Origin of the sequence: Actinoallomurus oryzae (assembly GCF_039541955.1) — a bacterium.
GTDB classification, from domain to species: domain Bacteria; phylum Actinomycetota; class Actinomycetes; order Streptosporangiales; family Streptosporangiaceae; genus Actinoallomurus; species Actinoallomurus oryzae.
Map to the genome: position 1 here is coordinate 235,251 of NZ_BAABHF010000022.1, position 12,630 is coordinate 247,880.

Genomic DNA, 12,630 nt, shown 5'->3' on the forward strand with positions numbered 1-12,630 from the left:
TTACCTGCCGTGCGCGCCGCCTCTCCCCGGCAGGCCCTCACCCTGGTAGGAGCCGTACTCGTTGATGGCGTCGACGACCCCCGCCTGGGTCTTCTGCGTGTACTTGCTCTGGAGGTTGAGCGCTTCGGGGAATCCGTCGGCGACCCGGCCCAGCGCGATGAGCACTTGGTGAAGCTGGAGCTTTTGGTTGTTGAGCTGCGTGAACGCGGTCCGGCCGAACTTGTCGTGGCCGAGGACGTCCCCGGCGTTGCTCAGGCCGTCCACGAAGCGCTCGCCGATGCCGTTGATCAGGTGCCCCAGGCCTTCGATCTTCTCTATGGCCGCCTTGGCCCGGGCCGGGTCCGCTTGGAACTTGTCAGACATCGTCGCCGTCCTCCACGATCTCGTCGTGCAGTTTCCGCGCCGTCCGGTCACGGCGCGTCGCGCCCTGGCGGCCTCCCGCCTTCAGCGCCGATCCGAAGATCTGGTCCCAGTCGGGGGTGTAGCCGGGCAGGTCCGAGCCGCCCTGACCGATCCGCCTGATCTCGGAGAAGGTCTCCTTCACCCGGCGGGCCATCCTCGCCCGACCCTTTGCGGCCGCCTCGACGATGGCCGCGGAGAGCTGCGCCGCCTCCATCGTCCGGTACTTCTCGTCCAGGAACTTCACCCGCTTCAGCTCGCCCTGCGGGCCGACCGTCACCTCGACGGAGCGATCCTTGGACCGTACGGTCGTGGACGCCTCGTTCAACTCGGCACGCGCCCGGGCCACCGCGGCCTTGGTCGACTCGAGGCGCTCCCGCGCCTCGGCGACCCGCGCCGCCATCTCCTCGTTCAGATCCATCCGCGCTGTCTCCTCCCTCGCGCCGTGATCGTGGCGTACGTCATCCGATGACGGCGGGCGAGCCGCCCTCGTCGGTGCCCCAGACGTCGTCCTCCTCGGGCACCCAGGCCTCGCGCTCCCGCTCGCCGCTCTCGGTCGCCTCGCGTTCGGCGTCCGACCCGTACGGGTCGTAGCCCGAGGCGGTGGGCGTGCGCCGGCCCGCCGCGGTCTCGGGCTCGTAGGGAGTACGGCGGCTCCGCCGGCCGAGGGAGCCGCCCTCGGCGGTGACGATGTCATCGTCGTCGTAGACCTGGCGGACGCGCTCGCCGGAGCGCTGCTTGTCGGCCCCTCCCATGCCCCCCATTCCGCCCATGCCGCCCATGCCCATCGGTCCGCCCATGGGCCCGCCGGACGTCGTGGGGGTGCCGCCGGTCGTGGTCCCGTCGATACGGGTGCCCAGCGGCAGGTAGTTCCCGGCCTCGGTCACGGAGCTGCCGGGCACCTGCTGGGCCGTCGGCAGGGAGGCCGCGGAGCCCAGCGTCCCGTCGTAGGGCAGGTCGTGCAGCTCGGGCTCGTAGTTCGAGCCGATGGTGGAGACGTGGGGCAGCGTGGCACCTCCGCCCAGCGGCGTGGTGATGGTCTGCCCGTCCGGCTCGTGTGTGGTCGCCACGCCCGTCTCCGGGTTGACCGTGGTGACGCTGCCGTCCGGGAAGTGAGTCGTGAGGGTCCCGTCGTTGTTGACCGTCGTCGTGCTGCCGTCGGGGTTCGTGAAGGAGTGGCCGGGACTCAGGTGCTCGGTGCTGACGCTGCCGTCCGGGAGGGTCGTCGTCTCCAGTCCCGTGTGCGGGTTGATGGTCGTCGAGCTGCCGTCGCTGTAGTCGGTGGTGACGGTCCCGTCGGGGTTGAGATGGGTCTGGCTGCCCATCTGGCCGCCCACGGCGTTCTCCAGCTGGTGCTGGAACTGGTCCTGCTGCTGCTGGAGTTGTTGCTGGAGCTGTTGCTGCTGTGCGGTGGTCCCGCCGCCCGGCAACTGCTGCTGGAGCTGCTGTTGCTGCTCGTACTGCTGCTTGGCCAGGTCCTGCTGGTCCTGGCGCTGCTGCTCGTACTGCTGCTTGGCCTGGTCCTCCTGCCTCTGCTGGAGGGCCTCCGCCTTCTTCTGCTGCTCCTCCTGGTCCTTGCGCTGCTGCTCGTACTGCTGCTGCGCCTTCGCCTCCTGCTCCTTCTGGTCCTGGCGCTGCTGCTCGTACTGCTGCTTGGCCTGCTCTTCCTGCTTCTGCTGGTACTCGGCCTGGGTCTTCTGCTGCTCCTTGTACTGCTGCTGGGCCAGTTCCTCCTGTTTCTTCTGCTGCTCCTCCTGTTTCCTTTCCTGCTCCTGCTGGTCCTGGCGCTGCTGCTCGTACTGCTGCTGCGCCTTCGCCTCCTGTTCCTTCTGGAGCTGTTCCTGTTTCTTCTCCTGCTCCTCCTGCTTCTTCTCCTGCTGTTTCTGCATGGCCATCTGCATGGCCATCTGTTGCTGGTACTGCTGTTCGGCCTTGGCCTCCTGCTCCTTCTGCAGCTGCTCCTGCTTGGCCTCCTGCTCCTTTTGCAGTTTCTCCTGCTCGGCCTGTTGCTCCTTCTGTTCCTGCTCCTGTTCCTGGCGCTCCTTTTCGGCCTTGTCCTCCATCTCCTTTTGGTGCGCGAGGTCGTCGGCCCGCTGCTTGTCGGCCTTGTCCTCCATCTCCTTCTGATGCGCCGCCGCGGCCGCCGCGTCGGCCGCCGCCTTGTCCTCCATCGCCTTCTGATGCGCGAGGTCGTCGGCCCGCTGCTTGTCGGCCTTGTCCTCCATCTCCTTCTCATGCGCCGCCGCGGCCGCCGCGTCGGCCGCCGCCTTGTCCTCCATCTCCTTCTCATGCGCCGCCGCGGCGGCCGCCGCGGCGTCCGCCTTGTCCTGTTCCGCGGCGGCCTTGTCGGCCTGGTAGTCGGATTGGAGGCTGACGCTCTGGGTGGTCAGCTTCTGCAGGGTCTTGGTCAGGTCGACCCAGGCGTTGTTGACCGCGTCGAGTGCCTTGCTGCCGGCCTCCCCGAGTGTGTTGACGACGGAGGTCTGCCAGCGGGTGATCGCCTCGTCCCCGATTTTCTTCCAGGTGGAGAGGTCGTTCAGGTCGCCGTACCCGACGTTGGTGGTGAAGCCCCCGCTGGCGACCTCGTTCGTCCACGTGGTGCTGCCGCCGTAGTAGCCGCCGTAGTAGTGCGCCTTGGCGCGGACCTTGACGAGGTTGTTGTCCCAGATGTCGTCGGTGACCTCGAGCAGGATGTCGTGCAGCCACCGCAACGGGTTGCCTTCGTAGAGCGCCCAGGTGCTCCAGGTCGAGTGCAGGTTGGAGATCGCGTTGGAGATGCCCTGCCTCGCCCGGCGCAGGTCGTCGCCGGCCTTGGAGAAGATGAATTCCAGCGGAAGCGTGTCGGAGTAGTTCTGATACGTCACGCCGAGCTGGTGGATGATGTCCCAGAAGACGCCGGCGGCCTGTCCCCGCCACGCCGGGTCTTCCGAGTCGCCGAGCTCATCCTCCCAGCTCTGGATCGTGGCGCGGGAGAGGTAGAAGAACCGCGACGCCCGGTCGAACGCCTTGGCGGCCCGTTCGAACCCGGTCAGGTCGACGGCGTTCTTGTCATCGACGTGGATGTCGTTCCAGGAGAACCCATAGGTGGAGTAGTGCGGGGCGTTCAGCAGCTCATTGAGCGCTATGCCACCGCCGTAGCTGTAGCTGGCGAGCGGCCGGGAGTCCCACCCCTTGAAGTCGTCTCCCATGAGATTGCCGCTGTTCTCGGTGAACGTCGCACCGTGGGTCACGCCACCCGCCGGGACGTCGTGGTCGGCGTCCGTGCCCAGCAGTGTGATCCGCGCTTTGCGCATGTTCACCGTCGACCCGACGCTCGTCGACCCGTTGAAGAACGGCACGACGAAGTCGGTGTTCTCGATGCGCCAGCCGGAGTTCTGCGTCCGCCAGTTCATCGCGTTGATGGCGCTCAGCTCGGCGAGGTCCGGCTCGACGTCCCAGTCGTGGATCTCGACCTTCATCAGCGGGATGTCGTCGTTGCCGTACAGCTTGTCCTTGAAGATCGTGCCGCGCGGAGGCAGCACGTAGCCGGTGAGCAGGTTGACGGCCTCGGCCCACTTGTCGTTCGTCGAATACGCTGGGGCCTTGTCGTCGCTGTCGTCCGCCATGGTCCGCTCTCCGGTGGAAGATGTGCGTGGGCCGGGATGTCACCCGGCGCTCAGGACTGCTCGGTGGAACCCGTCCCCTGGAAGTCGCCGGGCAACGTGCCCAGGCCGTCCAGGAAGATCTTTCCGTCGATCTTCGTCAGATTGTCGTGCTGACCGTCCATCAGCTTGGTGATCGTGGTGTCGAGGTTCCGGTGCAGGTCGTTGAACAGCTTGATCTGCTTGACGTAGATGTCCGAGATCGACTGCGCGACGTCGGTGATCTTCGAGACGACCGCCTTGCCGTGGGTGCGCGAGTCGTCGGTCGCGAGCTGGCCGACCGACAGCGGGTGCTGGATCTTGAAGATCTCGTTCTCGTGCTCAGGGATCTTGCCGTTCCCCAGGAGGCTGTCCATCGTCACCCCCTCGTCGTTGTCCTGATTCGCGACCTTGTCGAGGGAGTTCGCGAAGGGGACGATCTGGTTGTCGATGAAGCTTTTCAGCCCCGCCTTGTCCAGCTTCAGTTTGTTCTCGGCCATTGCTCGCCTTCCCGGAGTACGTGGACGTCGGGCTCTTTTCGCCGCCTCCGGCCGCCCGTATGACGAGCGGCCGAAGGCGGGCGGTCAACCGCCGATCCGTACCTCGGACCACATCTGGCTGAGGTTGTTCTCGTTGTACTTGTAGCTGCCGGAAATCTCGTCCAGAAGCTTCGAGTGGCCGGTGAGCATGTCCTCCATCGCCTTGATGGCGTTGTCCCACGCGGTCTGCTTCTGGGTGTAGACGTCCTTGTCCTCACCGATCCAGCTCTTCTTGAGCTGGGTGAGCTCCATCTCCATGTTGGAGATCGTCTGCGCGATCGCCTTGGTCTGGGAGACCAGGTCGTCGGCGGCGTTGTTCATGTGGGAGTAGTCGACGTAGATGTAGCCGTCGGTGAAGTCCTCGCTCATCGGTGTCCTCGTTTCTCGTCAGCGGAATGGGAGGGGGGACGCGCTCAGCCGTGCAGGGCGTCGAAGACGGCCTGCGACTGGTTGTACGCCTGGTTGATCTGCTCGTTGCTCGAGCCCTGCTGCTTGTGCTGCGAGACAAGGGTCTGGTTGAGCTTGTCGACCATGTCGCGCAGGTTGCCGAGGATGACGTCACACTGCTGTTCCCAGTTGTTGACGAGGTCACCGAACTTCCCGCCGTCCGAGCCCTTGTAGCCGGAGGCGAGGTTGTAGCGCGTCGACTCGACGTCCTGCCGGATCCTCGTGATGCCGGAGAATGCCTCTTCCAGGGCGTTGATGCCGTTCTTGGTCGCCGATACCTGCGACTGTTGCATTCCGCTGCCTGCCACCGCTCGCCTTCCTCTCTGGTTCGGGTGCACGGAACGGGGGCAGGATGGAGAGCGCTCTTCGAGGTGGCGCGTCCACCATCCGGTTCATCGCCCCATGCCCCTTTTCCTTATCGGGCGTGACTTGTCGTCGACTTGTCACCGCCTTGCGCGGTGTTTCCGCACGGCTGTGGCGTCGCCGGGGTGGCGGAGCCCGACGCCGCCGCCGAACTCAGGTCCGGGCCGGCCGGCAGCATCGCCAGCAGCGTCGACGGCAGCGCCACTGCCTCTCCGACCGAGTAGCCGAGCGCCGCGAGGTCACCGCTGGTCGGCACGCGGTACTTGGTGCCGGTGTCGGTGACGAGGTACACGGTGGCGCCGCCCGTGCCTCCGTCGGCCGCCAGAGCCCGTACGAGAACGCCGCCGCCGGGCGGGGTGGTGATGCGATCCACCGGGACACAGGCGGCGGAGGTCGGCGCCTGCGCGACCAGGCCGAGCGTGGCCGGGTTCGCCAGCACCACGCTCACCCGGGGGCCCGCGCCGCCCGGCGTCACCCGTACGCAGGCGGACTGGAGCGTGCCGCGGTCCACGAGCCGCGGTGGCGTCTCCGGCATCGCCCCCGGGGGCGACGTCTGGTCCGCCGGGGCGAGGTGCGTGTTCAGCACGTCGGCCGACAGCGAGGTCGCGGTCGCGGTCCGGTTCCCGTACGCGAGGCGGCGGACGTCCGGGTCGCCCAGCAGCAGGTCGGCGACGGTGACGCTGATCCCTACCAGGCCGTTCTGGCGCAGCTGGTAGTAGTGCGGATCGGCGCCGATCACGCCGACCCGGAACACCTGGCCGATGCGGGTCGCGTGGCCGTCCAGCGTCGGTCCGGCGGTGCCCATGCCGGGTACGGCGGGAGCGGTCAGGTCCGGTCCGGCCGGCAGCGCGTCGAGGAACGCCGCCGAGACCGGAGACACGGTCTGCCCCGCGTAGCCGAGCGCGGACATCGCGCCCCCCTTCTGGTTCAGCCGGAGCCGGCTGCCCTGCCACACGAGATACACGTCGGGACCGGGCCCGGTGACGAGCATTCCCTCGCCCGCCGTCAGCGGTGCGTCGCCCGTGGTCTTCGCGCCCACGGCGAGCGTGGTGGAGGTGGCGACGGAACCGGCCGCACCGGTGCCGGAGCACACCGCCCACGGGTCCCGGCTGAGATCCGCCGGGTTCGGCAGCGAGTCGGGCGCGCCGACGATGCCGACCGGCTGCCCGTGCGGCGCGCCGGCCAGCGACTTGTTCCGCACCTTGCGCGTCGTCAGCTTGGTGCCGCCGATCAGGCGCGCCGAGGCGTAGTTGCGGACCGGACGGAGCCGGCCGTCCACATAGAGGTACGAGGCGCCGGTGTCCTGGTCGACGATCAGACTCTGGGAGTCACGCCAGGTGTTCGAACGGCCCGGGGAGATCAGTCCCCAGATGAACGCCGCGGCGCACAGCAGCACCGCGACGACGATCCCGGCGATCGCGCCGCGGTTCGTACGGCCCTGCGGGCTCTCCGGCGCGTCCGGGTCGGCCCGCAGCATCCCGGAGGTGATCCGGCCCATGACGAACAGGTGGGCCTGGACCTGGTCACGACGTGACTGCATCGTCTCCCGCCCGTCCTCTCCAGCCTCCGGTCAGCCGATCGCCCGCAGCTCGCCGTACACGCCGAGGACCCACAGGGCCAGGGGCAGCAGGCTGACCGCCACCAGGCTGTGCAGGATCTCCGCGGCCCGGCCCCAGTACGGCACGAGCCGGCGGCCCGGAACGATCCATCCGCAGATGAGAAGCGACGTGGCGGCCGCCGCCACCCCGACGGCCGGCAGCGTCCGGCCGCCCGGATCGGCCCCGGCGACCTCGACGGCGACCATCATGGCCGCGCCCCAGACTCCCGGCGCGACCAGGGACAGCCGCTGCCAGACGTTGCCCAGGCCCCGGCTGTGCAGCACTAGGAGCAGGGACACCGCGGCGGCCATCAGCAGCTGGCTGAGCCGGCCGCCCCGCGCCAGCGCCGTCACGCAGAGGGCGCAGGTCAGACCGGCCGTGGCGTACAGGGCGGTCATCCAGGTGTCGGCGAGGACCGCGCGGGCGGCGACGGCCGACGGCGAGCGCGGTTCGATGCCCTCCTGGAGCTGGTCGGCGTTGGTCGGCAGGGGCGGTGTTCGCAGCCCTGACAGCCGGAACGACAGCGACGGCACGAACGCGCCGAAGGCGACCGCCACCAGGGCGACGATGCTCGCCGCGTGCTCGGGTGGCATGTTCGCGACCATCAGAAGAGTGCCGCCGAGCGCGCCTGCGATCGCGAACACGGTCGCGCCGACGAAGAACGCCGTGTAGGCCGCCACCACGGCGAGCGCGAGCACCGCGCCGCCCGCCTCCGCCGCGGACGCGGCCAGCAGCCGGGCGCCGAGCGTCCGGTAGTGGTCCGGGCCGGCCAGCGCGCCGCCGGGCAGCAGCCAACCGGCCAGCACGAGGTACGGGCCGGCCATCGCGCCCAGCAGCGCGGCCGCGGCGGCGTCGCCCACGGCGCGGCTCGCCGCGGCGGCCCCGGCCAGCAGCAGCAGCGCGAACGCGCCCGCCGTGATCTCGCGCTGCACGGCCGGACCGCCCGGCAACGCGATGATGACCAGCGCGCCGATGAGGGCCGCCAGCGTCAGCCCGCGCAGCAGCCGGCGGCTCGCCTGCGGGCTCCAGCCGTGCGGGCTCTCCTTCATGGTGGTCGAGATGCCGTCGACGATGTCGTCCAGCCGTACCTCGGGCAGCGCCTCGGTGCGAGGCCGCAGGTAGACCGTGTCACCGTCGCGCAGCCCGAGCGACTCGAGGGTGGCCTCGTGGTCGAGCGGAGCCTCGCCCAGCCGCTGGAGCACCCAGCCCTCGTGCTCGAGGCCCGCCTCCCCGAGGTCGTCCCCGCCGTATCCGAGCACGGCCGGAAGCAGGTCGGCGACCGGAACGTCTGAGGGGACGGCGAGGTCGATGGCCTTCGAGGGCGCGCGCACCGTCAACCGGCACAGTCCCGCCGCCGTGCCATTGGCCATGGGCCCTCCTTCGAGGTTCAGGCGTGTTGTGTTGTTCGGTCGGTCTCGTCAGTGCTCTCCGTTTGGGCATACGTACGCGGCGAACACCTGGTTCATCCCGGGTTCGGGCGATCCGGCCGGTGGCTGGCCACTGTACGATGCCTGGCAACGAGTCCGCTCGCTCTCCTCGGCCGCTCTCCGCACACGTCGACCCACCGCCGCTGTGCCGTGCCGTACACGCCAGGAGGCCCTCGTTGAGTTTCGTGCTTTTCCGCAGGCCGGCGCGCCGACGCGCGCCGGAGATGCCCGACGGGGAGATCAACCTCCAGGAGCCGCCCACGCTCCCGGAGACCGTGCCCGACTCGTCCGCCGTCTGGACCTACCTGCCGATGGCGCTGATGTCCGGTGCGATGGTCATGATGTACATGACGCGCGGCGGCGGAAGCAGGGCCAACGGCTTCCTGCCGATCTCGCTGATCATGATGGTCCTCGCCGCGGGCGCCATGCTGCTGGGCAACGGGATGCGCCGCAGCAGCGAACGCAAGCAGAAGCTGAAGGGCGCGCGCCGCGACTACCTGCGCTATCTCTCCCAGACCCGGCGCAAGGTGCGCTCGGCAGTGCGCGACCAGCAAAAGGCCCTGGTCTGGCGGCACCCGGCGCCGCAGACGCTGTGGTCGATGGTCGGCACCACCCGGATGTGGGAGCGCCGGCCGACGGACCCCGACTTCGCCGAGGCGCGGCTGGCGATCGGTGAGCAGAAGCTGGGGCTGCGGCTGTCGCCGACGTCCAGCAAGCCGGTCGAGGACCTCGAACCCCTCACCGCGCACGCGCTGCGCAGCTTCATCCGCGCGTACGCCACGGTGCCGAATCAGCCCACCGCCGTCTACCTGCGGTCCTGGGCCCGGCTGCTGATGCGCGGCGACGAGGACGCCATCCGCGGGATGGTCCGGGCGATGATCGCCCAGCTCGTCGTCTTCCACTGCCCGGACGACCTGTGGCTCGCGCTGTGCGTCGCGCCCGGCCGCCGCGCCGACTGGGAGTGGGCCAAGTGGCTGCCGCACAACCTGAACCCGCACGACAACGACGGCGCCGGGCCCGTCCGCATGATCGCCACCGACTTTCCGGAGCTGGAGGGCATGCTGGGCGCCGAGTTCTGGGAGCGCCCGCAGTACGACCCGGAGGCGCACGCCGGACGCGAGGAGCCGTACACGCTCATCGTGGTGGACGGGGCCACCGTCCCGGCCGGGCACCCGCTGGACGGGCCGGGGATGCGCAACGTCACCGTGCTGGACCTGAGCGGCGCGCTCACCTGGCGGCCCGGCCGTACGACTCTGCGCCTCGACGTGCGGGACGGCGAGCTGCGGCTGGTCCGTACCGACCGTGACCGCAAGGAGCAGACGACCCTGCTCGGCCGGCCCGACGAGCTGGGCGTACGGAGCGCGTCCGCGCTGGCCAAGCGGCTCGCGCCGTACCGGCTGGGCGTGGGCGGCGATACGGCGGAACCCCTGTCGTCCACCATCGACCTGGCCACGCTGCTCGGCATCCCCGACCTGTACCGCCACGACCCGCGGACGCTGTGGCGCAAGCGCACTCCCTCCGAGCGGCTGAAGGTGCCGATCGCGGTCGGCGTCGACGGGACGCCGGTGGAGCTCGACATCAAGGAGTCCGCCCAGGGCGGCACCGGACCGCACGGCATGCTGATCGGTGCCACCGGCTCGGGCAAGAGCGAGCTGCTGCGCACGCTCGTGCTGGCGATGGCGCTGACCAACTCCTCCGAGACGCTCAACTTCGTCCTGGTCGACTTCAAGGGCGGCGCGACCTTCCTCGGCCTGGACGAGCTGCCGCACGTCTCCGCGGTCATCACCAACCTCGCCGACGAGGCGTCCCTGGTCGCCCGCATGCGCGACGCCCTCCACGGCGAGCTGATGCGGCGCCAGGAGCTGCTGCGCGCCGCGGGCAACTACGTCTCGGTGCTGGAGTACGAGAAGGCGCGCGCCTCCGGCACGCCGCTGGAGCCCCTGCCGAGCCTGTTCGTGGTGGTGGACGAGTTCAGCGAGCTGCTCGCCGCGCACCGCGACTTCATGGAGCTGTTCGTGATGATCGGCCGGCTCGGCCGCAGCCTCGGCGTGCACCTGCTGCTCGCCTCGCAGCGGCTCGACGAGGGCCGGATGCATCAGCTGGAGAGCCACCTGTCGTACCGCATCGGCCTGCGGACGTTCTCGGCCATGGAGAGCCGCGGCGTGCTCGGCGTACCCGACGCGCACACGCTGCCGCCGCAGCCCGGCAGCGGCTTTCTCAAGACCGGCGTGGAGGCGCTGACGCGGTTCCGCGCGGCCTACTCCTCCGGGCAGTACCGGGCGCGTGGCCGGGCCGACCAGGCACGGGTCGCGAGCCAGGTCGTGCCGTGGTCCGCCTCACGGGTCGCGCCGGTCGAGCCGCCCGAGCCCGTGGAGAGCGAGGAGGAGCCCGAGGAGACCGGCGAGACGCTGCTGTCGGTGGCGGTCGACCGGATGCGCGACGCCGGGCCGCCCGCCCACCAGGTGTGGCTGCCGCCGCTGGACCTGCCCCCGACCCTCGACCAGATCCTCCCGCCGCTCGAACCCGACGGCGATCTCGGCCTGACGACCGTCGACTGGGAGCTCCGCGGCGAGCTCACCGTGCCGGTGGGCATCGTCGACCGGCCCTTCGAGCAGATCCGCGACCTGCTGGTCATCGACCTGCACGGCGCGGGCGGCCACGTCGCCATCGCCGGCGGCCCGCAGAGCGGCAAGAGCACGCTCGTCCGCACCCTCATCTCCGCGCTGGCGCTCACCCACACCCCACGTGAGGTGCAGTTCTACTGCCTCGACTTCGGCGGCGGCACGCTGGTCGGGCTCGCCGGCCTCCCGCACGTCGCCGGGGTCGCCGCGCGCATGGACGCCGAACGCGTCGGCCGCACGATCGCGGAGGTCACCGCGCTGCTCGCCGACCGCGAGCAGTTCTTCCTCGCCAACGAGATCGACTCGATGGCGACCTACCGGCGGCGCCGGGCGGAGGGGGAGTTCGCCGACCAGCCGCACGGCGACGTGTTCCTCATCGTGGACGGGTGGTCGACCCTCCGGCAGGACTACGACCGGTACCTCCCGACGTTCAACGCGATCGCCGCCCGGGGGCTGAACTACGGCATCCACCTCATCATCACCACCGCCCGCTGGGTCGAGCTGTCGGCGGCCGTACGCGACCAGGCCGCGACACACCTGGAGCTGCGGATGGGCGACCCGATGGACTCGGAGATCGACCCGCGCCGCGCCGCCTCGGTGCCGCGCGCCCCCGGCCGTGGCATCACCCGCGACAACAAGCTGCACTACCTCACCGCACTGCCGCGCATCGACTCGGTGGAGAGCGCCGGCGACCTCGCGGAGGGGGTCGCGGGGCTGGTCGCGGCGGTGAGCGAGAGCTGGGCGGGGCCACCCGCGCCACCGGTGCGGATGCTGCCGGCCACGCTGCACGCACACGAGCTGCCCGCACCCGAGGGCGACTTCCGCGTGCCCCTCGGGCTGGAGGAGGAGCGGCTCTCCACGGTGTGGCACGACTTCGGCGAGAACCCCCACATGATCGTGGTCGGCGACACCGAGTGCGGCAAGACGAACCTGCTGCGGCTCATGGCCAAGGCCATCACCGAGCGGTACACGCCCGAAGAGGCCCGCATCATGGTGGTCGACTACCGCCGCGAGCTGGTCGAGGCGGTGCCCGACGAATACCGGCTCGGGCACGCCGTCTCGATCGACGCGCTGCGCGACCTCCTGGACGGCGCCGGGCGGGCGATCCGCGCCCGCGTGCCGGGCCCGGACATCGCACCGGCCCGGATGCGGCTGTGCGACTGGTGGAGCGGCCCCCGGCTGTTCATCCTGGTCGACGACTACGACATGGTCGGCGCGGGCCCGATGCAGCACCCGTTCGACCCGCTCATCCCCCACCTCGCACTCGGCTGGGAGGTCGGCCTGCACCTGGTCGTCGCCCGATCCGCCGCAGGCGCCGGACGCGGCCTGGGCGAGATGATGATGCGGCGGCTCCAGGAGGTCAACACACCGTCCCTGCTGATGTCCTGCCCGCCGGACGAGGGCTTCCTGTTCGGCAACGTCAAGGGCCGCATCCTGCCCCCCGGCCGAGCACTGCGAATCGCCCGCCGAAAGACAGTGCAAATGCAGACCGCTTTGCTCGACTGACCCACCCACGAGAGCCGCAGGCGAGAGCCGCCCGGTTATGGGGGTGTACCCCTGTCCATGCCGAACCCGGTTGTGGGGGTCCCCCTCACCACCCCAGGCCCGGCTGAAGG

The 12,630-nt window shown here is 70.0% G+C and carries 9 protein-coding genes; 1 reads left to right on the top strand and 8 read right to left on the bottom strand.

Annotated features, from left to right (window positions below):
• From ABEA10_RS19620 to eccD, 8 genes are all read right to left on the bottom strand, one after another.
• Positions 1-363 carry a hypothetical protein gene (locus ABEA10_RS19620; RefSeq protein ID WP_345465699.1) on the bottom strand — a complete coding sequence of 121 codons (363 nt, stop codon included), beginning with the start codon at positions 361-363 and terminating at the stop codon, positions 1-3.
• Entirely contained in the window at positions 356-820 is a 465-nt protein-coding gene (locus ABEA10_RS19625; protein WP_345465701.1) for a YbaB/EbfC family nucleoid-associated protein, read from the bottom strand. The genes ABEA10_RS19620 and ABEA10_RS19625 overlap by 8 nt, the downstream gene beginning before the upstream one ends.
• Before the next feature lie 40 nt (positions 821-860).
• Positions 861-4,004, bottom strand: a complete 3,144-nt coding sequence (locus ABEA10_RS19630) for an AAWKG family protein (RefSeq protein ID WP_345465704.1) — start codon at positions 4,002-4,004, stop codon at positions 861-863.
• 50 nt (positions 4,005-4,054) lie between these two features.
• Positions 4,055-4,519, bottom strand: coding sequence for a type VII secretion system-associated protein (locus ABEA10_RS19635; RefSeq protein WP_329247184.1), 465 nt, complete (start codon positions 4,517-4,519; stop codon positions 4,055-4,057).
• An 84-nt stretch (positions 4,520-4,603) separates the two neighbouring features.
• Positions 4,604-4,927 carry a WXG100 family type VII secretion target gene (locus tag ABEA10_RS19640; RefSeq protein ID WP_345465710.1) on the bottom strand — a complete coding sequence of 108 codons (324 nt, stop codon included), beginning with the start codon at positions 4,925-4,927 and terminating at the stop codon, positions 4,604-4,606.
• 44 nt (positions 4,928-4,971) lie between these two features.
• Positions 4,972-5,313, bottom strand: a complete 342-nt coding sequence (locus ABEA10_RS19645) for a hypothetical protein (protein WP_345465712.1) — start codon at positions 5,311-5,313, stop codon at positions 4,972-4,974.
• Positions 5,314-5,420: 107 nt separating this feature from the next.
• The gene (gene eccB, locus ABEA10_RS19650) at positions 5,421-6,908 is read right to left on the bottom strand and encodes a type VII secretion protein EccB (RefSeq protein ID WP_345465714.1); all 1,488 of its coding nucleotides are present in this window, start codon (positions 6,906-6,908) and stop codon (positions 5,421-5,423) included.
• Between the two features lie 30 nt (positions 6,909-6,938).
• A complete protein-coding gene (gene eccD / locus ABEA10_RS19655) occupies positions 6,939-8,336 on the bottom strand; it encodes a type VII secretion integral membrane protein EccD (protein ID WP_345465716.1) in 1,398 nt (465 codons plus the stop codon).
• Positions 8,337-8,569: 233 nt separating this feature from the next.
• Between eccD and eccCa the strand changes: the two genes are divergently transcribed.
• Positions 8,570-12,520, top strand: coding sequence for a type VII secretion protein EccCa (eccCa, locus tag ABEA10_RS19660; RefSeq protein WP_345465718.1), 3,951 nt, complete (start codon positions 8,570-8,572; stop codon positions 12,518-12,520).
• Positions 12,521-12,630: the final 110 nt, after the last annotated feature.